Source organism: Bacillus sp. FSL R5-0585 (genome assembly GCF_038004545.1).
In the GTDB taxonomy this organism is placed as follows: domain Bacteria; phylum Bacillota; class Bacilli; order Bacillales; family Bacillaceae_G; genus Bacillus_A; species Bacillus_A cereus.
This window is the reverse complement of record NZ_JBBORJ010000001.1, coordinates 1285000-1311461: the sequence shown is the minus strand read 5'-3', so window position 1 is coordinate 1311461 and position 26462 is coordinate 1285000. Positions and strand designations below refer to the sequence as shown.

Here is a 26462-nt window from a genome sequence, read left to right as displayed (position 1 = left end):
TATTAAAATTTATATACTTGTTCTTCAAGGTAACTTATTACATTTTTTAATTGTCTTAATGTATCTTTTTGAGACTGCTCGTTAGTTGTATCAACATTAGTAGATAATTTTGTAATGCTATTTTTTATTAGATTTAAATCTTCTTTATAGCGCTTTAGTAGATCAAGTTCTACATCTACTTGATTTGCAAACGTATGCAAATCATTTTGTGTAAGAAGAAGCATTGATTTTTGTAAATCAGCTATTGATAATTTCGTTGTTAAATCATATATTTTTTGATTTTGTTTCTCTAAATCATCTAAATATGCTCGCTGTTCTGCTGTTAATTTATTTACTTCAGCAAAAACGCCAAATGTTTTCTTAATCTTTTCGGTATCAATGGCTTTCATCAGGTCATACTCTTGTGTTTTTGCTGCGGCTGCGGCTGCTATTTCACCTTGTTTGCTTTTCTCAATTGCTTCACGAGCTGCTTTTTTTGCTGATTCAATCTCTAGAGCAGTTTTACCTTGTTCTGTCGCTTCTTGCGCCGCTTTTTTCTCCGCTTCTAGAATAGAGTTGTTAATTTCTTTTCCTTTGTTATACGCTGCCACCCCTGCTTGAGCAGCCGGTTCAATAATTTCTTTTGAAAGACTATAAACTTCTTTGAATATAGCAAATCCCTGCTCATTTAAAGCCCCTGGTATTAATGCAATTTGCTGTAAATCATTTTGAATTGCTTTTTTGGTATTTAATATTTCATTTTTTAACTGATCTATTTTTCCTGTCCCATCTGTACTTAGTATGCCTTGCGCAGTTGCCACATTAGTATCAAAATCTTTTAATTTTTTATCAAGCTGTAATTTAAGATCTGTTAATTCATTGATTTGTCGTTGCGCATTTTCTTGATTCGTCATAGCCATTTCTTGAAGTACTTCAAGTCTATCCGAAAACCCTTCTCTATCTTCTTTATTGTCTACAAACGATTTTAATGTCGGGTAATAACTATTAAATTTTGTTACAAATCCTTTACTTTTTGAATTTAATAGAATTAACTGTGGATAGAGTTCCGATGACCATTCCTTCATATCTTGTTTGATTAGGAATTGATTGGTATTTAAAGCTGGTACTTCCTCTAGCTGTACATTAGGACTCATTAAAGATTGATCAATATACGTTTGGATTAATTTAGATTGCGCACCTAATTTTCGTAATGAAGAGGAAATATCCATGCCTTCCTGTTAAGTTTCCGCTTGAACGATTGGTGTTGCGAGAGTATTGATAGGAATAGTTGCTCCAGTTACAATGGATGTGACTAATAATCCTGTCATTATTTTAGTTTTCATTCCGTACACTCCTTTACCATTGTTTTTATAACTTAATTCATATAACTTGTACGACCGCTCTCTTTGTAAACTAGATAAGAAGGAGAAATCTTTCAGATACGTTAATATCGTTGTTTTTTACTTCTAATAGGATGTAAGGATTTTATTTATCTCTCATTTCGATACTCTATTTTTTTAAATATAAATAACAAAAATTTGTTAACTATATTTGAATCAGGCACCTTATGAGTAGTAAATTATTAATTCTTTCCTAAAGTTGCGGTTTAACTTACGGAATCGTGAGGATCAATAAACCAATGCTTACAGTTAATCTTGTCATAACATTGTTTAATTTCAATTTGATAATATCCCTCTTAGTTTTGTCAGCAAACTCCTTACTAGACAACAAAAGGTGAAATTATACTGTACATTGCTTATACTTTTATTGCGGAATAACTTCACTTTTGTTATGCAGAAACTTAGAACACGTTTATTACCAATTTGATTCTTGACCCCTCGTAAATAAATTGACTATTTAGAAAATTATTAAAGACATAATGTTACTTATAACTTCACTATAATTCCTATTAGCGTAACCTTCTCCTTTCTGTCTGGTCATACCAGTTATGTTGTTCATTAAAACATTAAATTTTTAATGCGTAAATAAAAAAATTTTGTCGATTATGCTCGATAATTTACTGTTAAATAAAAATGTGAACCGAAAAAAATTATATAAATATAGTTATTCGTAAATTTCATTTCTGTAATTGGAATGATTACAAATTAATGTGTATACGATTAAAAATAACTATTTTAGCTTAACCAAGAAATTTTATTTTAGAAAAAATACTTATAGAATAATATAATAGGTTTTTTTATACTTTTTTACCTTTATTTAGTTATGTATAATTGCATAAAATGTAGATATATTTAGTAATATATGTTATATTGTTGATTTTTTTACAAAACATCATAATATCTTTATCAATAAATATATTATGTGAAGATATTAGTCTATAAACTTATCTTCGTTATAAACGTAGGTTTTAAATTACAAAAAGGCTGCAAAGCTTACTTGAAACACTTTGCAGCCTTCTGTCTTTTTGTTTTCTTTAGCAAAATAATGGTTAGTGAATTTTCATTTTTTGGGATACTTATACCCATGTTTAAGTCTTTACATTGGAGACAGCAGATAACAAGCTTATATTACTGTATATTTTTCACGGTACTGCCTAGGAGTCATGCTAGTTATTTTTTTGAAAACTCTTATAAAATAACTTTGGTCATTAAAGTTAAGCCAAGCGCAGATATCTGATAACGAATAAGTAGTGAGTGTTAATAATTTCTTTGCTTCTTCCACTCGTTCCCTTTGAATATATTCGCTTAAAGTAATTCCCATTTCTTTTTTAAATAGTTTAGACAGATAAGTAGGCGTAATTTCTAAATGATTAGCAAGTTCATTCAGAGATATTCCATCGTAAACATTTTTATTAATATGTTTTATACATGTAGTAACCGCGTAAGAATACTTTTTTGCATTGTATTCTTTCACACGATCTGCAAAGGTACGTAAAGCATCCCCTGACAATCGCTTTACAGATTCTACATTATCTAATTGTTCCAGGGTTTGTATATATAAAATACTATGAGCAAAAGCAATATCTGGTGGCAGATTTCCTTCTATTGCATATCGAGTGGCTAAGGTAATCGCAATAATTCCAAGGTTTTTTTGATTCCTGAGCGGATCCTCTATTAGCATAAGTTCAACATCTTCTTGCGAAACCGCATACATATACTGTATTAACTTTTTTTTATTTCCTTCTTTGATAGTCGAAAAGAAATCATTTACTAATGCCATATTGTGCGTTTTAGGTTTGTTTTGTCGGCGTTTTAAAATATATAAATCAGGTTTCACAATTTTATTAGGAACTTCCTCTAGTACTTTATTTTTTTCCAAAACAATATCTACATCTAACTTTTCATTGAAAATCATGTAATGTAATAAAATTCCCATATCAATTAATGTAGTTTTTTTAATCTCAGATAAACACTGATAATAGGCAAGTCTTTCTTGAATGTTATCATTTGATTTAAATTCTTTCTGAAATTTTATGATCATATCATCTGAATCTTTTGAGTGTATAGTAGGACCGATTATAATAGTCCCTTTAATATCATCATGATTTTCTATATGAATTAGAACAAAATTTTCAAGATAGTTGTTACTTCGGAAAAGTGGCAAGTTAAAGGGATCGTTTTCTTGATAAATATCACTAAGATGTTCTTCTTTTGAAGTATAAAAAGGACTACAAACATTATCAGATGTAGAATGATATAAAATTTTTCTGTCTGTAGACAAAATATGCACAGGGGCATTAAATGCTTTATGTGCAAGATCACACAAGTGTTGTATATCGATGGAAGTATTCATTACATTCTCCTTTATAGATCCATAAAATATATTCTGTTAGATATAATTCACGACAAATAATACTATAAAATATCAAATTAGTACAATTCACAACAAAATATTACTATATCTTTTTTATAAAAATCATATATTATTTAATTGTAGTTAGCATCTAAATATCAGAGTAGATAAGTAAAGGAAATACACGAAGTTCTTTTCTTAATTCTACAAGATATATTATTGAACTTGAGAAAACAGTGAAGTACTACAAAATACAGTGGTAGTCAATGCGAGGACCAAGCTGGAAACAGATTTAAAATAAAGCGAAAGTAAAAAGAGATACTGTACCACCGCAAGAAACAACAGTCAAAGTTCCAATTCAATCATTTATACAAATTGAATTCAAAAAAATAAACTTATTATTAATTTCCAAATACAATAGTTGTTAATCAACAAAAAACTTCAATAATTAAGGTGCACAGTAAATTGATCTCAAAACAGTAATTACTACAGTATCAGTTTTTACTTATTCTATAAAAAAAGAAATATCAATTAATGATTATTATTTCATATCGATTTAGACATAAAACATTTTATTATATCGGCTTAAGTATTATGGAATTAAAATTACAAATAACACCGAAACCATTTTAAGGGACCATACATCGTTCATATCGAATTTACAACCTTTTGATACCTATGTCATTAACACAACTAAAAAATATCATTACAAAGTAATCTGAGAGGTTTTTTTCGATTTCGAAATTTATTTTTTTGTAAATTAAAGGAAAAATAATCCGTATATATACGGATTATTTTCTTAGTGTAATCTGTATTGACCTGTTAACTGTTTTTCAGCCATTCGAACTAAGCGTTTTGTAATCTCTCCACCGATCCGAACCATTTGCAGATGATGTGATGTATCAAGTCCCAGTGTGACTCCTAGTTCAAAAGCAATTTCATACTTCATTTGCTCAATAGTACTTGTAGTAGCAGAAATAAGAATTTCATTTGTATTACTTTCATATCTTTGAATATTTATAATTGCACTTCTAATATATTTATAAATAACATGTGCCTACTTATGCTATTTAAGCATGAGTAACCTAATTTCTTCTAGTACTTTTATGGGAACTCTTTCTCACCCCTTATTATACCAATTGAATTTGAAACACAGATGTACATTGCATTTCAATATAACAATAAAAGCTACAAAAGCAACGAATTTACTACTTTAAAGTTAAGTGTTTAACCTTGAAGTACTTAAATTCTTTTTTCCAGATAAAGCATACATTATATCTTGATGCTTTATTGTCCTCTTATAATTATGTGGTATCGGAAATTTGTTTCGGTGTTCTTTCATTATAATTAAAGTTTGAAGTTCTATGCTCAATACTTTTGCGAGAACATGATAGTTATATCCATTGTTTAACAGAGAAATTATGTCATAAAACATAGTTTTTCCGCCTACTAATTTTACTAATCTATTCTTTAACTCATCCCTTTTTTCTTTAGATTCATCCATTTCTAACAACATGGATTTTTTATTTGTTTGCTTAATGTATTGAGTATATAACTCTGGGAATTCTTTTTGGACTTCTTTGTTTAATACTGGTTTATATTTAATCATATAAGTAACTTGTAACAATGAGCGTTTTAACAAACTATCTTCAATGAGATACGCTACTTTATTAAATAAATGTACATATTCCTTAATATTGGAATAACTATTAAAATGAGCTAATACTCTACTTTTTATACTAAAAGCCTTGCCTATATAAATAATATTGTCATTATAATCTTTAATAAAATAAATACCACTGTCATCTTTTTCTAATTCATTATCCAGTTCTTCTAGACTCATAAAATGCAATTCACTCATACTTTCCTCTCCTTATTAGTTTTAAATCATGAAAAACAGGCAAGGTTTCTAAAAAAGTACTTAGCTGCCCTAGTATCTCTTATTTTATCTCTTGCTAAATGTCAAAAAACTGTTTCTATGTTACTCAACTATCAATATGATTATTAATAAAATTTTCGATCGTTATTATCTCGCAATTTTATCATGTAATTTCGAGATCGTTTCCTCATTTAAATTACTGTGTTTTATCGAATAAAGGAAATATACTACTACCCCAATAGTAATCCAAATACTAAAGTACACCCATGTCCTTAACGGTAAATTTAGCATTAAAAACACACAGCATACAATTGCAACGCATGGTAATACAGGTACAAAAGGTACCATAAATCCACGTTTTAAATTTGGATGTGATTTACGAAGGATAATAACTGATAGACAAACTAACGCAAACGTCACCAAACTACCGATATTAACTAAATTAACTAATTCTTTCAAATCAATAAACCCAGCTATTATAGAGCTCCCTATTCCTGCTAATCCAGTTATAAAAGTGGGTGCTCCAGTTTTCTTATTAACTTTCGCAAATGATTTTGGTAACAATCCATCACGACTCATTGCAAAGAATACTCGTGTTGCCGCATACATATTGGAAAAAATAACAGCCATAAGGCCAATTACAGCACCTGCAGCAATTGCACCAGCGACTTTTCCTTGTCCTACAACTTCCATTACATAAGCCATTGCCTCAGGAACATTTAATTCTTTATAGGAAACCATTCCTGTCATAACAAGGCATACCATAACATAAATAATTGTACATATGATTAATGATGCAATAATACCGATTGGAAGATTACGTTTCGGATCTTTTACTTCTTCTGCTGAAGTTGCTAATATATCAAAACCCGTAAAAGCGAATAAAATAGCTGCTCCACCCGTAAAAACTCCACTTAAACCGTATGGTGTAATTGGTATCCAGTTCATTGGTTTTACATAGAATATACCAACCGTAATAAACAACAAAATCATTCCAATTTTAATCAATACCATTGTATTATTGATTCGTTTGCTTTCTCTCGTACCACGGGATAACATCCATGCTAATATCAATGTAATGATTACTGCTGGTAGATTCACAATACCACCATGCGAAGGAATCGTTACTAGAGCTTTAGGTATCTCTAATCCAAATCCCTTTATTAAATTGTGGAAATAGCCTGTCCATCCAGCAGCGACAGCCGCTGTTGCCACGATATATATTAATAGCAATGACCAACCTACTAGATGAGCAACAAACTCACCAATTGTTGCATATGAGTATGTATATACACTACCAGACGCCGGGAGTGTAGAAGCAATTTCCGCGTAACATAATGCTATAAATCCACATATAATTGCTGCAAGTATAAATGAAAAAACAACTGCTGGGCCAGCATTTCTTGCTGCTACTAATCCAGTTAACACAAGAACGCCCGTTCCAACTATCGAGCCTACCCCTAACATAATTAAATCAAATGCTCCTAATGTTTTCGTTAAAGTCTTGCTTTGATTATGCTCTAACAATTGTGTAACGGATTTCTTTTTTAGTAAATTACTCATATTTTCTGTATCCCCTTTAAAATAAGGTTTGTTCTTCTCGTTAGTGTTGTATATAAATTTACTTAGTTATTAACTAGCCTCATAATATTTCTTTTACATTAAATAGATTTTAAATATTATATAAATTCGCTTCTCACTTACTAGTTAAACGAGACATTTCCATAGATTTTTTCGTACAACGTTTCATAGCTGAAATGATAGCTGTTCTTAAACCTTTTTCTTCTAATGTTGCTACAGCTTCTATCGTCGTTCCCCCTGGAGAACAAACCATATCCTTCAATTCACCTGGATGTATTCCCGTTTCCAATACCATTTTTGCAGAACCTAATACAGCCTGAGCCGCAAATTTATAAGCTTGTTTTCTCGGCATACCGTCAAGTACAGCAGCATCTGCCATGGCTTCTATAAACATATACACATATGCTGGAGAAGAACCACTAATAGATGTAACAACATCCATTAATTTTTCATTTACGACCTCCGTCTGGCCGAAACTATTAAATATATTTAGTACCTCTTTTATATCTTTTTCTGTAACCATTTCATTAAAAGATAATGCAGACATTCCTTCCCCAACAAGTACCGGTGTATTCGGCATTACTCTAATAACCTTTAACTTTCTATCAAATTCATTCTCAGTGCTCTTAATACTTTTTCCTGCAGCAATAGTTACAACAATTACATCATTTTTTATTTGGTCTTTTATTTGGTTAATTACCGATGTGTATAAATCTGGTTTAATTGATAAAATTAAAATGTCAGCACTGTTAGCGACTTCATTATTGTTAGTAGTTATAGTTATGCCATATTTATCACTAGCATTTTTTAAATTACTGACGTTTAAATCTGAACAAATTATTTGATTTGGAGACACTATATTTTTATTAATCATTCCACCTATCATAGCAATACCCATGTTTCCACATCCGATAAATCCTATTTGTTTATTCATAATAATTTGATCTTGCTCCTTCTATTCTAAACTTTATTGATTTTGAAATTATTATTCTAAATAAGGGCTATTACAATTACTGGTTTTATCAATAGAATTTAAAAATTCTCCTTCCTATATAGAGCTTACATATACCTCTAATAACTTCTTTGCTTTCGCTGAATTTTGAAGTGGGGGGCTTACTGCCCGGCAAATAGCCGGGTAAAATCATTTCTTTAATCTATAATAAGAAGGACATAAAAAAACAAAAAGTTACAAAAATTTTCAAATTAAAACTTTTATAACTTTTTGTTTTGATGTAAATATAATTTCAATTAAGGTATCTCACCGTTTTAAACTTGACGCTCCATAATCTTGTATAGTTACATTTATATGATATTTAATCGGTACCTTACTAAATGTTCGATCCCAATTTTTTTTGACTTTCTCCCATGTTCTCGGGTGTTTAATTCTTAATTGGTTGCCAAAACCCGCAATATCGACTTGGTATTCTTTTTGTATTTTTTTTGTAACATGATGTACTAAGTGCTTTACTTCTTTTTCAATAGCTTTTTCTTCCCTTTTTAAAAATTCATTTTCAAAATCTTTTCCTGATTGCATCCAATTTTCAGACAAACGCCCTTCTGATTCAATGTTTACATCAAAGGAAATATTATTTCCGTTAACATGTGGTATGATTTTGCTTTTTATTGACTTTATCTCGTATATAATGAGTTTCTTTGATTCTTTATCAAAAGTTTTTACCACACCACCATTCCTTTTTCCGTTTATCCATACTACTCCTTCCAATTCCTGTTCATTTAAAAAGCCCATCAACTTTTTTGTCTTCCCTTTAATTACAGCAGCTCCTGCAAATTTTGTTTCTCCTTTTATCGAGATTACATTTTGCAAAAGAAAACTGGACCCTGACCGCATCTTTCCTTCTAATTTAGCGAGCGATACAGGAGGTAAAATCCTTGTTGTTCTATTTCTATTATCTGCAATTCCAGACAAACGAAATGCTGGGATTTCTCCTTTTTTGTTTGATTCCAGTACCTCCTTCGCTAGACCCTTGCTAATTAAGAGCATACAGCTAAGCCGAACTTCATTGTCACGGAGATACTGTTCAAGTAATTGTTCTAAACTGTATGTACGTACAAGACTATCACTAATAACAATGTTTTTTAAATGTGGGCTGAACATTGTGCTCTCTCTTTTCAATGAAAACTCACGAACAATTTGATGAATGGAATCACCGGTCTCAGAAACATTTATATAACGTTTTTGTTGTCCATTTCCTTTACTTTGTGCTTGTGAACTAACAATTTGATAAGTAGCTGTTATAAGATTTCTTTTAGGATAACCTCCTTCCTCATCCTCTTTCTCAATTGTTGAATTCTTCCCTTTATCTAGTGCTATACCTGCAGTTAGGCTCAACTCTTCTACTTCTTTACTGCTCCAACACCCTGTTAAAAACAGAAGCGAAAGCGCCCCTAACAAAGCCAAATAGAACCGCATATAATTAAATTTATGCTTCACACTACTCCTCCTTTTAATCGCGTAATAAGAAGAAGAAGCAGTGGCAGTAAACCAAATAAAAATAAAGCAGCATTACCGAGCATATCCCCCAATTTAAGCAATTCAGTTATATTTTTCGAAGTCATAGCAATGATGTAAATGATTGGAATCAAAGCAAAAATAAATGGATGAATACTCTTTTTAAAGAGTTGCGCTAATCCTAATGCAGCTGCATAATAACTAATCGTATAGGTAGCAAATATTTGCATAATCCATATTACAAGCAGTAAAGATTCAAAACGTTCAAATATCAATCCAGAAATTTCAAAACTGCGCATAAGGTCAATTGTCGGCCATGTTCTTGTTACAACCCCATCAATTGATAATGCACCGATGACCATTACAACAGTTATTACATAAAAGATTAACGGAATAGAAATTCCAACTAAAATAGCTTTTACTGCTTTATTTCTTTGTTCCATAAACACCAAAAGAATTAACATAATTTCAGGACCTGTATATGCGAGAGACGTTGTTTTTATCCCATCTAACACTGGTTTAATCCCAAAACCCAATACGGGACGGAGATTATCTATCTCAAATATTCCGATACTCATAAAGGAAATGACTAAAAAAATAAAAACAGTAATAGGGAATATTATTTCAAACATCCGTGCAATTGAGTTAATACCACTCATAATCAAATAGAGACCTATCCACATAAAAGGCATAATAATAGCCCATGTAGGAGTTCCTTCGAGCAAAAAAAAGCTTATTACTTCTGCCATTGAACGAATTTGAAAAGCTGAGGTTGTAAGAAAATAACCTATAATAAGAAAACTAAGTAACCTGCCTATCCATTTCCCTACAATTTCTTGACTGTATTGATAAAAGGTTTTTTCTGGGAATCCTTGACTTAATTTGACCATGATTACTCCTGAAACCATTGCGAGGATTCCACCTAATATCACACTTAGCCATACATCTGGTGTTTTCACTTTTTCCACAGATGCTCTGGGCAGAGTGAGGATTCCTGTTCCGAGTATGTAATTTACAATAATAACAACTGCTTGCGAAGTTGTTATTCGGTCTTTAGGTTCAGTAATCACTGAAGGCCACTTCCTTTTGTCATCAGCTACTTTTTGCGGATAGTTTTTTTAGTATGCATTATTTTTGGTCGACGTCTCATTATTTTTAATGGCATGCGAACCATAAAATCTTTCCAGTCACTAAATCGATACGGAACAGCAGGGCTAGTATAAGGAACGCCAAAACTTTTCAGTTTCACTAAATGACTGCAAAGTAAAAGAAAGAAGAGAATAACTCCATACAAGCCAAATATCGCAGCACAAAACATAGCTACAAAACGAAGAATGCGTAACGTAATTCCCACACTATATTGCGGAATAGTAAAAGAAGAAATAGCTGTTACCGCAACAACGATAACCATTATTGGACTAACAATTCCTGCTTCTACGGCAGCCTGACCAATTATTAAACCACCCACAATTCCCATTGCAGGTCCAATCGGTTTAGGCAGACGTAAACCTGCTTCTCGTAAAACTTCGATAGCTACTTCCATAATTAACGCTTCGATTAAAGCGGGAAAAGGAACTCCTTCTCGCGATCCGATAATCGAAATAGCGAGCTTAGTGGGAATTAATCCTGGATGAAATGAAATAAAAGAAATATACAGTGCTGGAGCAAATAATGAAACAAAAGCTGTCATAAAGCGTAATAAGCGGAGAAGCGTACCAGGAATCCACCTTTCATAATAATCTTCTGGTGATTGCAGCAGCATACTAAATGTAACTGGAGCAATTAAAACAAATGGTGTTCCATCTAACAAAATAGCTACTCGACCTTCCATCAAAGCACTAATAACACGATCAGGTCGTTCTGTATTTTGAATCTGTGGAAAAGGACTGAGATAATTATCTTCAATGAGTTGCTCTATATAACCAGATTCGAGTACACTGTCTATGTCAATTTTCTGAATTCTGTTTTTTATTTCATCCACCAATTCTGTACTAGCAAGATCTTTAATAAATGCGACGACTAACTCTTTCTTTGCACGTTCTCCTACTGGTAGCTTTACTAATGATAAGCTCTCATCCGCACAATGCCGTCGCAAAAGTGAGGTATTATCACTTAATACTTCAGTAAAACCGACCCGTGGCCCTCTGACTAATGCCTCCGATACTGGTTCTTCAATGTTTCGTTTATTTGCTTTTGTTGTACCAAGAATAAACACATCTGCTAAACCATCAATTAAAAGAGCTGTTGAACCTATCAATACTTTGGGTATTAAATCTTTTATGTAATGGACTTCTGCTACTTCACTAATTGTAAGAACTTTATTTTTAATATATTCTTTTGAAACAGTCCCCTCCACATAAGAAGATTCATTTTTATATTCATCAGAAAAATCATCCATTAGTAATTTCATAATATGTTTGTCAATTATCTCTTTATCTGATAGGCCATCAACAAAAACGATCCCAGCCTGAATATCTGTGCGTCCAATATTAAACTTCCGAAAGCGAACATCAGAATTATGTCCGATTTGTTGCTTTATAAGTTCTAAGTTAGAGGCAAAATCATTTGTGAAATGAACGATTGCATTTTGAGATGGTTTATGCTCTTGTTTCGTTTTACTTTGAATATTATTTTTTTTCACTTGTTTGTCTCTTGACTTCCACCAACTCATTCTTCCCACTCTTTCTCTGACATACGAACCCAATGAAAAAATCTTGAGATAGTATACGGAATTAAAAACAAGATAAAAGCTTGTACAAAGACTTTCCAATCTGGAAGATAAGAAGTAATTATGTTCCACATTTTTATCACCCAATTTATATACTCTGCTAGGATTGAGATTTCTAAAAAACGATATGTACTTAATAAAAAATAACTATAAGATTAAAGAGCAGAAAAGCGAGACATTATGCTTATTTAGTACAAATAACCTAATTAGTATAAAAACATTTCTGACCTAAAATACCATTTCCAATTATAATTTGTTAAATATTATCTCCTTTTCCCTTATTTATATGCCCGCATTTGAATTTCAAATAATATAAGGATCAATGATATTTCCTCTTAAAGAAAAAAAGATGCTAGAAGATAGCATCTTTTTTTAAATTCAACTTACTATGTAGTTATATTTTATTTTGGAAATACTCGTTTTTAAATGAATATTAATGTGTAAAAAATACATATTCTTTTGTTCTAAGTTCATACACTTCTACCAAATCGATACGGAATTTTCTGATTTTAAAATCAATATGAAATAAAGGAAAATCCACTCTTAGAAAGACTATATAAAACAAATAACATGAAAACAACTATCAATCTATTAATTGAAAATAATAATGAGCAAGAGTTTATCATCTTAATTCCAAGTGTATTCGTTTTGCTTCAAAATAAAGAACTTGAATAAATTTTTTTGTATCAATACGTGCAGGTACTGTTGGTTCATTATTCAATTCTGTCATCTTTCTCCTTACGGTAGTAAAATCAAAAAATCTAGAAGCATAATTTTCGAACTTCGGGTTTAAAAAATCAGTAAGTCCAAGGGATGCTAAATGGTTTAATGATTGATAAATTGCTCTCCGAATCCGTTGTTTGGAAGCTTCTATGAACCTTTTTAATTCGGCATCTTCAGCTGAATCCCCAAGTTTTTTTTGAGCCAAATTCATAAAAATCTCTTTTAGTGAGGGAAAGCCTTGTTCCAACGTGTTATTTTGTTCATATTTATATAAATAATCTAGCATATCCATTAAATCTTTACTTCCACTTTCACTGGCTATTCCTAATTCAGACAAAAGAAAATGAATGGAATTTTGAAAGTGATTAAAAGTATTTAAATGTTTTTCACTACGGTATTTTTCTTGCGTACTTAAATTACTATCCAATTTTAGTACCATATTAAGCGATTCTTGAATGTTTTTTATCGATTTTTCCAAACGAATTCGTTCAATGACTTTCCGAACAACTGTTAATACTTCAATCCGGTTAATTGGCTTAATGATATAGTATTCAACACCAAGCGAATAAGCTTCAGCAATTAATTCTTTTGATTCTACTTGAGAGACCATGATGATTTTCCCTTTAAACGAAGGTTTTATTTGACGAATTGTTTTTATTCCATCTTGATTCGGCATTAACAAATCTATAAATAAAATGTCTATATTTTTAAGGATTACCATTTGTTGCTCTAAAGATAAACCATCCTCAGCTTCTCCTATAACCTCCCCAAGATCTTCATCCTCGATAATTTGAGCCAACATTGAGCGAACCGCTTTTTCATCATCTACTATATAAAAATACATAGAATCACCCTTTCGAAATTATATGATCAATCCCTAATCTAATTATAAAAATTGATCCTTTTCCTTCGGTTCTGTCCTCAAGCGTAACATCACCTTCAAGTTGTTCGACCATTTCTTTAACATACGATAATCCGATACCTGTCGATGGGTTGCCTAAATCATCATATTTAGAAGTAAACCCAGGCTCAAAAATTGAATCTTTATATTTTGAAGAAATACCAGGACCATTATCGCCTATTTGAAATTCAATAAAATGGTGGTCTTTATTAATGTCAATTGTGATGGTTCCCATACCTTGGATAGCTTCTACAGCGTTTGTAACGATATTATTTATAATAGATAAGATTGTGTAAATATGATAATGAGGATGCACACCATCAATTTTATACACAAATTGGATGTCTTTCTCTAGCAACCGTGCGTATTTCGTATTTGCCCGTATAATGATGTTTACCAGTTCATGTACAGACATATAATCTGTAAAACTTTCATCAGAAATTAGTTTTGAAAGTCCCGCAAAAATGCGTTGGTTATCCTTTTTAACGTCATGAACCTCGCCAGCAATTTGTAATGCCTGTTGCCTTAAATCCTGAAACTGAAAATCCATCTGTTTATGCTCAAAAGAGTCTAAGGTTTTATATAAATCATAGGATTTTTTTGTTATATTCTCAGCATCTTGTAATGTTTTTTTTAAATGAACAGCATCTTCATATAAATTAGAGATGAGCATAAGCATATGTTCATTTTGTTTTTTTATGTGTCTCTCCCTTGATTGCGCTTCATACAATTTCATCATATTGAAAAAGCTTAGAACTATAAAGCTATGGGAACATGCGATAACAATGATCTCATTTATTGCCTCAGATGTGATTGATGTTTTTAATACGAAATATTGAATCATTAATTCCACACAGTCTGACAGTATTTCAATCGTGCAACCAATAAAACCAATCATTAGTGGTTGATGATAAAAACGTTTGATTTTTGCTAAATGAAAGAGATACGAATAAGTAAAATAAAAGAAAAAACTAGGATAGTGAGTATGAAAAGCGGCTAGCCAATCCATATTTCCCTTTATAATGACATCCATTGAGATACGAAATACTACCACGACTATCGCTGTTAAAAAACCCGGTAAAAATGCTGGAATTCGTCGAAACAATAACAAAAAAAAGAAAAATGTTGGTGCGCCAAAGCTCATTCTAAATGTTTCATTTAAAGGAAATGACTTTATTTCACCTACTAAGGGTACTGTAAGTATCATTAAAACGAGAATATAGATGTCTTTTTTTACTAAATTACTAAGATTCAAAATAATCACTTCTCACTTTCGCCTAACAGTCAGTATACAAACCTATTTGCATTAATACAATACTTACTCTATTTTTTTCAAAAACTGATAAATAAGATATAAACGAAAGCATTCTAGATTGTGAGTATTCATTACACCCTTCTACTTTAGAAAGATACTTTATAACTCAAAAATGTTCAGACACAATATAAGGTCTGAACACTTTTGGACTCGCTCTAACACCAAAATATCTGTGCTCCTTTTTAAAATATACTTAAATCCCATTCTTTTGCAATATGTTCTAACAACATAATTCCTGGTAAACTATTCCCATATTCATCAATGGCCGGTCCGTAAATACCAATACCACATCCATCTTGGAACGATAAATCCTTCCTAGATTTTGAGGGAACAAGTGTCATAATTCCGCCGGATACCCCACTCTTAGCTGGTAATCCAATGAAAGCAGCAAATTTTCCAGAAGCGTTGTACATTCCACAAGTAAGCATTAAAGCTTTTGTTAACCTAGCTACTTCTTTAGGGAGCACTTGTTCTTTGCGAATAGGATGATATCCATCATGTGCTAGTATAAGCCCTATTAAGGCAATATCTTCTGTATTTATTTCAATCGAACATTGTTTTAAGTAAACCTCTAGTGTCTCCTCCACATCTGATTCTAGAAAACCATTCTCCTTTAAATAGTATGCTAATGCTCTATTACGATGAGCCGTTTCCCATTCTGATTGAAATACTATTTCATTAATAGCGGGACGCTTCTCTATCATTTTTTCAATTAATACGTATAGAGATTCTAATTTTTCTTGCACCGATGTCCCTGGCAAAAGTGAAGCTATCGTAATTGCTCCAGCATTAATCATAGGATTAAAAGGTTTTCCTGGTTTATGTATCTCTAAACGAATAATTGAATTAAAGGCATCTCCAGTTGGCTCTACGTCAACTCGTTCTAATACATAAGAAATACCGCGACTTAAACAAGCGGCTATAAAACCGATTACTTTTGATATACTTTGTAATGTGAAAGGTATCTCCCAATCTCCTGATTTTATCATTGTTCCATCTGGCTTTACTATACAAATACCTAACTGCGATACATTTATTTCCCCCAGAGCAGGAATATAACTGGCGCTTCGTCCCTTAGCTGCATACGTTCGATAATGAGCTACCCATTGATCTAAGCAAACTTTTTCTTGACCCTCAACTTGAACGCTAGAATTCTTTATCATTTAATCATATTCCCCCGTACTATTAACTTTATATAGAATGATTTTTTCTTTACTATAATCAATAATATTTGCACTAGAACCAAGAAAAATATTCAGACATATTGCAGTCTGAATATCCTTCTTATTACACACTTTTCTTTTTTGAAGTTTTCTCATAACTATCCCAACATTCAATATTTTCAAGCCCTTTAATGTTTTCTTTATAAAAAATAGGATCTTTACCAGCTTTTTTCTGGTTTATATAATCTTGTAACGCCGCAAATGCTACTTTTGAAAGTAAGGTAATAGCAATTAAATTAATAATAACCATAAAGCCCATAAATAAGTCCGCTAAATCCCATACAATTTGAATCTTTGCAACAGAACCAAATACAATCATAGCCAGCACACTTATTCTGTATATCATTAACCACACTTTACTTGTATGTAAGAAGCGAATATTTGTTTCACCATAATAATAGTTGCCAATTAACGCACCAAATCCAAATAAAAAAACAAAGATAGCAAGACAACCCGATGCCCAAGGACCTATGTGTTCACTTAATGCTGCTTGTGTAAGTGCAATACCATTTAACCCCGGTTGTTTATATGCATCAGACAGCAAGATAATAAAGGCAGTGCTAGTACAAATGATCAGTGTATCCGTTAATACACCAAATGCTTGAATCAGTCCTTGTTTCACCGGATGACTTGTTGTTGCTGTTGCGGCAACGTTTGGTGCACTTCCCATACCAGCTTCATTTGAAAATAAACCACGTTTAACTCCATTCATAAGTGCTGCACCAATTGAACCGCCTGCTATTTGTTTAAAACCAAATGCGTTTTGAACAATAAGAGAAAGAACTTCCGGCATTTTTGATATGTTGGTAACTACAACAAATAATGCAACTCCAATGTATAATACCGCTAAAAATACCACCTTGTATTCAGCCATTTTTGCAATACGTTGTACACCACCAAAAATAATCGCAGCGAAAGCAATGGCCATGATTATCCCAACTGTTAGACGATCTGTACCAAATGAGTTTTGAAAAGCAATTGTAACTGTATTTGATTGTACTGAATTGAATACAAGACCAAAAGTAATTGTGATTAAAATAGAGAATAATACTCCCATCCAACGTTTATTCAACCCTTTTTCCATATAATAGGATGGACCACCGCGGAAACCAGTTTTATCTTTTACTTTATATATCTGTGCTAATGTGCTTTCGACAAAACTGGAGGCCGAGCTAATAATAGAAATAATCCACATCCAAAATACAGCTCCAGGACCCCCTAATGCAATTGCAATCGCAATTCCTGTGATATTCCCTGTTCCAACGCGGGCTGCCATACCAATACAAAACGCTTGAAAAGGAGATATTTGATCTTTAGAACCACTTTTCCCCTCCATTAATACACGGACCATCTCTTTTAACATTCGAAACTGTACAAAATTCAATTTAAATGTAAAATAAATTCCGCAAATAACAAGCATAATAATTAACAATTTAGACCATAAAAAATCATTTGTTGATCCGACTAACTCTACAAAAAATCTTTCCATATTATCACTCCATACCAAAAATTTATCTATCATAATCTATATAAAATCACCTATATTCCTTGGCATAAATACCTCATTCATATTCAAATACAACAAGGATAAAAATTTTCTATATGAATAGAATTGGCCTGTTTAAACAAACATCGCAACACGCAACTACAAAACTGAATTTTCTAAAAACTTACCATTTATACACACGATGCTCTATCCCCTTCTGCAAAACCAATATTCTTATCCACTAATGTTGTTGTACTATTATGTTTGTTTCGTTTACCGGTGATTTATATTTAAATCATAATAATCAATAGTGATTAACTGGTTTTTTGTTAATTTTCTTAAGAACATGGAAATATCTCCTTTCTTACTACTAATCTCAAAAATAAGCTAGGTAAAAATTTCACGAAAAACCTATAAAGCGCTTTCAATCTTTAACTAAGAGAAGCTTGTCTTTAATTTATAATTAAAAGTACAGAATGTTACGAAAAAGTACAGATTTTTATAAAAACAAAAAAATATTTTAAGATTTTTCATCTAAAAAAACAGTGAGATTTTGTGAATTTTATACAGTATCCAAACGTCGCAGATTTTGTTCTACCTATCCTTTGACAAGCCTCTATTTTCTTCATAAAAACATGCATACTTTTTCTCTTTTAGAAGTTCATATAAAGTATTTGAAATCAAGAATCAATAGAATATTATAAGAATATTAAAAAAATAGAGCATTTAATTTATTTATGGTATCATACAAAAAACATTTGTTTTCTCAATTAATCCCCCTAGTTGGATTCGTCTATATTGCACATATTTACAACATGAAAGACACTAAGAAAAAAAGGATTTTGTTGAAAGGATGAAACATTACAAAACTCTTATTTAGGACCTTATGACATCCTCTTTTCTAGCAATATCGAGTTATCCCAAAAAACGTATATTTACTAACATAGATTACAGGTGGTGTATTGTGAAAGAAATAGTATTCGTTCAAAATAAAAAAAGACTCCTTATGAAATTCAAATTTTTAAAAAAGGATTTAGTGCTTACCATTTCACTGATACTAGCAATTGTAAGCTGCTTAATACATTCGCCAAAGATCGAATATATTAACTTTGAAGTGTTAATTAGCTTATTTAATCTAATGGTGGCCATTAAGGCCTTGGAACAGCTAAAGATATTAGACAAACTTGCCGTTGCGATTTTAAATAAATGCAATAACAGCAGGTCAATATCTATTATTCTAATTTTGTTATGCTTTATTTGCTCCATGTTTGTAACAAATGATGTCGCTCTCCTCACTTTTGTGCCAATAACACTTGTCATTAGTAAAAAAACACAAATGAACATGATGGATACAATCATCCTGCAAACAATTGCGGCAAACATCGGCAGTAGCTTGATGCCTATGGGAAACCCACAAAATTTATACTTATATTCTTACTATGGAATTAAGCTCATCCCATTTTTAGGTTCAATCCTGCTTTTAGCTGTACTTGGAATCAGTTTGTTATTTATATTTACTCAAAAACTTCAAAAAACAGATTTAAAAATAGAACTACCTGTTATTACCGTGAAGAATCGAAAAAAAGCTACCATCTGGATTTTGATACTTATCACTATCATTGCATCTATTTTTGGTGTCATTAGTTATTACATTGCGCTAATAGTTACATTGATGGCAGCATTTACGTTAGATAGAAACTTACTATTTAAGATCGATTACTTTCTTCTAATAACCTTTGTCTGTTTTTTTATTTTTATCGGAAACATTTCCCATTCCGATGCGCTGGAGACATTTGCTCGCGCTAATTTAAAAGGAGATACTTCAGTCTTCTTTAGTTCCATATTTTTGAGTCAATTGATTAGCAATTTTCCTACTTCAATTCTTCTATCAAACTTTACTTCTGATTGGAAAGCTTTATTACTAGGAGTAAATATTGGAGGGCTTGGAACAATTATCGCATCTTTAGCCAGTGTAATTTCCTATAAACTATTCACTCAAGCCAATGGTAAAGAGAGTAAGGCGTATTTAATTAAATTTAGCATTTACAACTTTGCATTTTTAATCATACTTACATGTATACAATACTTTATCTTTAAATTTCTAAAAATTTTTTAAAAAATTGATTACTTTAGAAAAACCCAAATATCTCAGCATTAAATTGAGAAATTTGGGTTTTAATATAGGTATGTTTAAAGAGATACAACAAAGTTACCATCAATTTAATATTTTAAGATGTTCTCAAAGCGAAAATCTTTTAGCTTTTACGCTATTTATTAGATTTCAGTTCATTTTTGAAGTCCTCTTCACAAAATCCTTAATGTCCCTCAATTTTTTTCCGCTAATATTATCTTTGATCGTTGAATCTATGTCATTTTCAATATAAAAAGTTTTATTCTTAACCTTTGTTTCAAATTTATATTTATTTTTATCCCAATTTATTAGATTGCTCTTTAAGTGTGCAATATTTCTTATATCAAATTCAATCATAAAAGGTTCTAAAGCTGGATAAAAATGTCCAAGTTTATTATTTTCTTTTAAAAAAACTATATATGTCTCCTCGGATTTTGGTTTTATATACAATGGATCTTTATTTTCTACTTTTTTAGTAAACACTTTCGTAGCACCTTTCAGAATGATTCCATTTTTATCAATGATTTCATTACTTTCCTCTAATACGAGATTTTCTGAATATCTATGATTTATTAAGATTTCATTCTTTACATAGTCCCCTTTTAAGATTTCTTTGACATGAAAACTAAACAAATGGCCTTCAACATCTTCACTTTGAATCTCATGTGATGAACTGTTTGCCATATTCCATTTAGAGTATAAGCCGTCATATTCACCTAGTACAATTACGTCTGCTTCTTCAACCATTTCGCTTAAATGATTTGTAGTTTTGAATGTCTTATTTAATACTATAGTTTCAGAATTCGATGACACGCTAGACACTCCTGCCACATCTATACTGGACCAAATTGTTTTACCAATAATAATTAAAAAAGTAAATATGAATAAACATAGACACCATTTCATTGCTTTATATTTATACATTATAATAAAGTCTCCCTAATTATATTTTCTCAATACAAAATATTCTAAATGTTAATTAAATATTAATCCAAAACAAGAGAATGGTGCTATAATTCTCTTGTTAAAAATAATCTTTGGAGGGATAATATGAATTTTAAAAAAGGGATTACTGCATTTTTATTAGGTACTGTGTTTGTTTTTTCAAGCGTTGGCGTTTCAGAGGCTTATGTAAAAGAAGGATGGAAGCTGCCTTCAAAATCAGCTACATATAAATGGGGAGACAGATTAGACGATGGTTCAAGTATCATCAAATCTGGTTGGCAAGCTGCCGATTCAGCCTGGTACACTGCTTCTCGTATTAATTTTACAGTTTCTGCTTCTTCTGTGAACACATTAAACTCTTGGTTTGAAAGTTCCTCTACTTATTATGGAAGAATGAAGACATCTTATAATACATCCACTAAAAAAGTAACGAAATTTGCCGGTGATATTAACGCAGGTAATACAAATATTACAAAATCAAATGTTGCTAAAAGTACAGGAGTCCATGAGTTTGGTCATGCAATAGGAATAGGTCACAACAGTGGTACTTCAATTATGAACAGCAATCGTAATCGTACTACTATGCATGTCCCTCAAACTGACGATAAAAATGGTGTAAATGCAATCTATTAACAGAAAAAGGAGATGATTTCTTAATGTTAAGTAAAAAAGCAAAAACTATGGTAATTGCAATACCTTTGGCTACAGTAATTGGTTTGGGAGGATATTCAGCATTTAATAGTCACTTCTCCCCTGTTGCTGAAGAAGATAAGAATACCGAAACTGTTATTCTCAGTAAAGATTTCCCTGCTACAAGTGATTTAAATCAAATGATTAATGAAGCAGATCTAGTTGTAATCGGTGAATATGAAGGTCTTGACTCTAAGTGGAATATGGCACGTAATCCAAGTAATCCATCGGAAGAGGACAAAGAAAATTACGTTGAAGGACATCTATATAATTTCAACATTTCCGAAACAATTAAAGGTGTGAATGAAAATAAACAAATAAAAATCAATCATCGTTTCGCTGAAACTGTAAAACTTGAAGATTCTAATGCAGTTGTTGCACCAGATGGCACAGTTACAAAAAAGGCTACTAAGATAACTACTAAAGAGGTGCAAAATAAGGATCCTTTATATATCGAACCTATGGTTAATAAAAAATATATGATGTTTTTGAAGAAGGATCAATTATTTGGTAACTACTACGGAGCAATTGAACCATTCGCAATTACCTTTGATGAAAATAACAAAGCAGATCTTCAGACAAACATAGAAACTATTAATGAAAGTAAAATGTCTTCCAAAGCACAACTTGCAGGAAAAACAATTGTATTAAAAAATGAAATACATGAAACTATTACTGACAATATTAGCGGTAAGACCCTTGATGAATTAAAAGAACAAGTAAAACAAAAAAACAAGTAATCATTATAACTTATATTGATTTTCCCTATTTCATAAGATAATTAAAATTAATTTATAACTGTTATTACAGATTAAAGAAAAATCATTTTTTTCACCCAAAAGCAAAGCAACTGCCTATCAATTTTTTTAGTAGGCAGTTGTTCAATTATTAAAATAAAGTACCATACTGTTTAATTAAATACTATTTCCAAAACAAAAAAGTAAAGGTTTTCAATTCACTTGAGCTTTCTTGTCTCTAATTCATATATTCTTCTAAATTTATTTTTTGTATATCCCCCAAAAAAAATCCTACATAGCGCATGTACCAAGATTCATCCGCATAACTAGTTACATTCTCCTTTTTCTATTGTTAATAGCTTCACAATAAAAGCTGTTAAACGGAAAAAGTGCAAAGTCTTAAATTAGACTTCGCACCTTATATAAATTTACAATTAGTGACAATACCCATACAAATACAATATATAATAATCACTCATTATATGTGTTGCTCTTTTAATCGGCCAATGTATAAACCAATCCTTTTGCTTAGCTATCTCTCATGATTGGTTTGATTGTTTCTACATACTTCATCCCCTCTATCTATACTCATTTCAAGCGGTAATCCATTCCGATTGAAATTACAAATGAAAAAATTTTTCCGTTTTTCCTTGTTGCCTACTTGCTAAATTCAGCAAGTAAAATATCTTTAAAAAATTCCGGATTATTAATGTTTAAACTGTTCGCATTGATAGCAAATGTATGTTTTCCTCCAAGTGTTCCACCAACAAAAGTGGAAAACCCTGGAACGGCACCCCTATGTCCCCATATCGAAACACCGTTCGGAAGTTTAATTTCAAGAATTCCAAGGCCATATCTAGTTCCCTCTCTTTCTGTAGGAACTGTAGTAAGCATTTGTTTTAGTTGCTGTTCCTTCAGTATTTTGCCACTGAGTAAGTAAGAGAAGAATTTGTTTAAGTCGTCAGCATTAGAAATTATATCTCCATCCGAGCTACCTGGGTTAATATAAGTAACGTCTTTTAGCTCACTCGCTCCGTCTAGTTGCAAATAGCCACGGGCATGCTTAGTGCCTGGAATCACGCTTGAATTGCCAGGTAGGAATGTATTTGACAAATCAAGCGGTTCAATGATCCGATTTTCAACCTCTTCCGCATAGCTGTTTCCTGTTACTCTTTCGATAAGGATTCCTAGTATTACGTATCCTGTATTTGAATAAGACCAACCCTTCCCTGGAGCGAAGTCTGGTGGAAGAGAAATCCCCATCTTTACAAATTCTTCAGCCGTATACGATTTTTTTATATCCGTAATATCAAAGTCTTTTGAATTTATATAGTCAGCAATACCACTTGTATGATTCAATAGTTGCCGGATCGTAATCTGGTTACCATCATATCCGTTTCCTTGAATGACACCAGGCAACCATTTTTCAATGGGGTCGTCTAAATTCAAACGGTTCTCTCCAGATAATTGAAGTAGAACTGTTGCAATGAACGTTTTCGTCACACTGCCAATGCGAAAGCGAAAATCTGCTTTCATTGGTTTCTTAGTTCTCAAATCAGCTACCCCAGCAGTATAACTCCAAGTTTTACCCCCCTTAGAAATTTGAGCTAGTATTCCCGGGTATCCAAGTTGCAGTGTATCTCGCATTGCTTTCTTAACGGAATTACGATCACTTTGCGTACTTGTTTGTAACGAACTAGATACATTTTGCACGGGTTCTGCTTTTACAATTGAGGCTGGTGTTATGCATAACAGGGAACTCCCAGCTATTAATAGTGATAGACTTGCACATGTAATTTTACTCCGTGTTTTCATAAAGCATTCCTCTCTTCTATTAAAATTGTATAGATGGTTGATAGCTGTGTCATATACGAACCACACAGCTACTAATTCTCTCAATGATGAAAAGGCAACAATGCACTTGCAAACATTGTACTCATTATTTTCACAAAACACTCTTGTTACTGATTGTTTTATATGTAGGCCGTACTTATTCCCTCCTTTACGCCTCCTTATATTTTTATCCTACACATTGAAAATCTCTTTTTCCTTACCTATCCCTTACGAATTCCTTACATTTGAAATTGTTTCTATAATGATAGGATTGAAGTAGCATCTGTGCCCGAAAGCGCAAAAAAACACCAATGTCGCTTCGGTGTTTTTTTGCGTTTTAAGTATTGAATATTCTTTTTACTCTTAATAAGTTACATTGCTGATTTTTTCTAATATGATTATTTTTCTTGCTATATAACAAAATTTCATAGCGCTATATGAAACATTTATCACGTTGTCATTAAGACATATGATTCTACTTTTATTGATACACTTGAGATGGACTCACTTTTTGAATTTGAACAAGTATATCAAATGATTTCCCTAATGATATATCAACAGTTTTTGGTATAGTAGGCCCTTCGGTAGTTATCCCAGCGAAAATTGGATGTTGTTCGTTTAACCAAGTTTTTGTCACTCCGTTCGCCTTACGTAAATCAATAAAAAATTGATCTTTTTTAACCTGTCCAAAGATATAGTTATAACTCTTTGGATCATCTGATTTCAATGTTCCATATGGGCCAAATTCACCGTCACTATTATAGACATTATATTGTCCTTCGTAAACTGACGTTCCAATAGATACATACCGTTTTCCATAGTATTCTGCTAAATGTTGCCCAGCTACTTTAGGGTATATAAAAGGAATCATATTTGTTTTCGAAACGTGCCCATTATGTCCCCATACAATGGTTTTTCCTAAATGTTCTTCAGTCCACTTCGCATTTTCATACATTGCGATATCATGTTTCAAAAAGATATCCGATGGTTTATCAGGAGGTGACGCTAACATTGTAGTAAACTGTTCAATAATACGGGCATTTTGTTTTATCCATGCGAACTCTTTGGATTTTCCATTTAAATAACTTTTATTTTGTTCTAATAAAACACTGATTTGTTTAGCATCTGAACTATACTTTTCTTTTTCTTCTTTCGAAAGACTCTCAAAAGTATTCATATCCTTTGTTACAGGAATAAGCCCTTTTATCTTCTCTTCTACTCTAGGCAACAGTTTTGAATTGTTCGCTTTAATATATTCTATTATATTATTATAAACATTTCCGTTTACTGATTGAATGTCCATCCCGATGACACGTACTTTCGATTTATGTTTTGGATTAGCATTATATTGCCGAATCCAATCAAGTAAATCCAACATTTCATTCGTTTTAAATGTAGGTGATAGATGTTGGATTGGGTTTCCCTTACCAGTAAGAACATATCGATCAAGTTCCAAGGCCCTGTCCCATCCCTCTTCTAAAACTAGATTGGTAAAGCCCTTTTCAGATACTAAATACTTAACAATGCGGTGTTTTATCGTAAAAACTTCATGAGCCCCATGCGTAGCTTCACCTAAACCTACAATTGAAGCTGAACCTACCATATCCTTAAGTGGTTTCAAATCATTAAGAGATGCAGTTGGATTAGTTGTTTTTAAAGGCTTTGCATGTGCTTCTAACCATTCCGCTATTTGATTTGTATTGTAGGGAACTGTAACAGAAACTTCTGTTTTCGAATCTGCATAAGTAATTTCTACAAAATTAGTCAGTATTATAGCAGAAGCACTAAGTGCAATAATTATTTTCTTTTTCATAAAAACCTCCTGAAATACTAATTTATTAATTTTTGACATACTATAAGGACTACCGTTTAAACCATTACCTCTCTTATTACTGTTAAGATACATTTATTCTAATTCCTAAAACTCACTTATTTCTTAATAGGTTCTTAAAAAATCCTTAATTTACTCATACGAATATAAAACTACATGATCTTCAATCCATTGTAGTGTAGCTAATATTGGGCTAATATAAATTTCTAAATTTTGTTTTTTGCAATATATTCTCTTCATCATAGAGTTAATTTAGG

The 26462-nt window shown here is 31.7% G+C and carries 18 protein-coding genes and 1 pseudogene; 3 read left to right on the top strand and 16 right to left on the bottom strand.

The window, feature by feature from the left end:
- Positions 1 to 2: 2 nt before the first annotated feature.
- The 13 genes and pseudogenes from hblC to MKY38_RS06730 all read right to left on the bottom strand — a co-directional run bounded on the left by hblC (position 3) and on the right by MKY38_RS06730 (position 18041).
- A pseudogene (hblC, locus tag MKY38_RS06790) lies at positions 3 to 1322 on the bottom strand (hemolytic enterotoxin HBL lytic component L2).
- 1180 nt (positions 1323 to 2502) lie between these two features.
- Positions 2503 to 3732 (bottom strand): helix-turn-helix domain-containing protein, encoded by a 1230-nt coding sequence (locus MKY38_RS06785; protein ID WP_078384895.1) that lies wholly within the window; start codon positions 3730 to 3732, stop codon positions 2503 to 2505.
- Positions 3733 to 4531: 799 nt separating this feature from the next.
- Positions 4532 to 4753, bottom strand: a complete 222-nt coding sequence (locus MKY38_RS06780) for an alpha/beta-type small acid-soluble spore protein (protein ID WP_078384894.1) — start codon at positions 4751 to 4753, stop codon at positions 4532 to 4534.
- 198 nt (positions 4754 to 4951) lie between these two features.
- Positions 4952 to 5593 (bottom strand): nucleotide excision repair endonuclease, encoded by a 642-nt coding sequence (locus MKY38_RS06775; RefSeq protein WP_065223194.1) that lies wholly within the window; start codon positions 5591 to 5593, stop codon positions 4952 to 4954.
- A gap of 165 nt (positions 5594 to 5758) precedes the next feature.
- Positions 5759 to 7174: an amino acid permease gene (locus tag MKY38_RS06770; RefSeq protein WP_114555888.1), complete on the bottom strand. Its 1416-nt coding sequence runs from the start codon at positions 7172 to 7174 to the stop codon at positions 5759 to 5761.
- Between the two features lie 133 nt (positions 7175 to 7307).
- Positions 7308 to 8126, bottom strand: coding sequence for a pyrroline-5-carboxylate reductase (gene proC, locus MKY38_RS06765; protein ID WP_001041306.1), 819 nt, complete (start codon positions 8124 to 8126; stop codon positions 7308 to 7310).
- A 324-nt stretch (positions 8127 to 8450) separates the two neighbouring features.
- A complete protein-coding gene (locus MKY38_RS06760; protein ID WP_065223188.1) occupies positions 8451 to 9644 on the bottom strand; it encodes a Ger(x)C family spore germination protein in 1194 nt (397 codons plus the stop codon).
- On the bottom strand, positions 9641 to 10732 hold the full coding sequence (locus MKY38_RS06755) for a spore germination protein (protein WP_065223187.1): 1092 nt from the start codon (positions 10730 to 10732) through the stop codon (positions 9641 to 9643). The genes MKY38_RS06760 and MKY38_RS06755 overlap by 4 nt, the downstream gene beginning before the upstream one ends.
- 26 nt (positions 10733 to 10758) lie before the next feature.
- On the bottom strand, positions 10759 to 12333 hold the full coding sequence (locus MKY38_RS06750) for a spore germination protein (protein WP_341048483.1): 1575 nt from the start codon (positions 12331 to 12333) through the stop codon (positions 10759 to 10761).
- A 679-nt stretch (positions 12334 to 13012) separates the two neighbouring features.
- Positions 13013 to 13957: a response regulator gene (locus tag MKY38_RS06745; RefSeq protein ID WP_341048481.1), complete on the bottom strand. Its 945-nt coding sequence runs from the start codon at positions 13955 to 13957 to the stop codon at positions 13013 to 13015.
- A gap of 4 nt (positions 13958 to 13961) precedes the next feature.
- On the bottom strand, positions 13962 to 15278 hold the full coding sequence (locus MKY38_RS06740) for a sensor histidine kinase (RefSeq protein WP_137071921.1): 1317 nt from the start codon (positions 15276 to 15278) through the stop codon (positions 13962 to 13964).
- Positions 15279 to 15511: 233 nt separating this feature from the next.
- A complete protein-coding gene (gene glsA / locus MKY38_RS06735) occupies positions 15512 to 16492 on the bottom strand; it encodes a glutaminase GlsA (RefSeq protein ID WP_065223185.1) in 981 nt (326 codons plus the stop codon).
- Between the two features lie 124 nt (positions 16493 to 16616).
- Positions 16617 to 18041, bottom strand: a complete 1425-nt coding sequence (locus tag MKY38_RS06730) for an alanine/glycine:cation symporter family protein (protein WP_000439283.1) — start codon at positions 18039 to 18041, stop codon at positions 16617 to 16619.
- A gap of 961 nt (positions 18042 to 19002) precedes the next feature.
- Here MKY38_RS06730 and MKY38_RS06725 point away from each other — a divergent pair.
- Positions 19003 to 20154 (top strand): anion transporter, encoded by a 1152-nt coding sequence (locus MKY38_RS06725; RefSeq protein ID WP_000659304.1) that lies wholly within the window; start codon positions 19003 to 19005, stop codon positions 20152 to 20154.
- 165 nt (positions 20155 to 20319) lie between these two features.
- On the opposite strand, the gene MKY38_RS06720 is transcribed toward MKY38_RS06725, so the two are convergent.
- Entirely contained in the window at positions 20320 to 21093 is a 774-nt protein-coding gene (locus MKY38_RS06720; protein ID WP_063264095.1) for a hypothetical protein, read from the bottom strand.
- 126 nt (positions 21094 to 21219) lie between these two features.
- Here MKY38_RS06720 and MKY38_RS06715 point away from each other — a divergent pair, with 126 nt between their 5' ends.
- Both MKY38_RS06715 and MKY38_RS06710 read left to right on the top strand, forming a co-directional pair.
- Positions 21220 to 21747: a matrixin family metalloprotease gene (locus tag MKY38_RS06715; protein ID WP_001009604.1), complete on the top strand. Its 528-nt coding sequence runs from the start codon at positions 21220 to 21222 to the stop codon at positions 21745 to 21747.
- Positions 21748 to 21770: 23 nt separating this feature from the next.
- Positions 21771 to 22544 carry a hypothetical protein gene (locus MKY38_RS06710; RefSeq protein WP_000949362.1) on the top strand — a complete coding sequence of 258 codons (774 nt, stop codon included), beginning with the start codon at positions 21771 to 21773 and terminating at the stop codon, positions 22542 to 22544.
- A 654-nt stretch (positions 22545 to 23198) separates the two neighbouring features.
- Here MKY38_RS06710 and MKY38_RS06705 read toward each other — a convergent pair.
- Together MKY38_RS06705 and MKY38_RS06700 are read right to left on the bottom strand one after the other, a co-directional pair.
- On the bottom strand, positions 23199 to 24356 hold the full coding sequence (locus tag MKY38_RS06705; protein ID WP_065223184.1) for a serine hydrolase domain-containing protein: 1158 nt from the start codon (positions 24354 to 24356) through the stop codon (positions 23199 to 23201).
- A 499-nt stretch (positions 24357 to 24855) separates the two neighbouring features.
- On the bottom strand, positions 24856 to 26187 hold the full coding sequence (locus MKY38_RS06700) for an erythromycin esterase family protein (RefSeq protein ID WP_065223183.1): 1332 nt from the start codon (positions 26185 to 26187) through the stop codon (positions 24856 to 24858).
- Positions 26188 to 26462 lie beyond the last annotated feature (275 nt).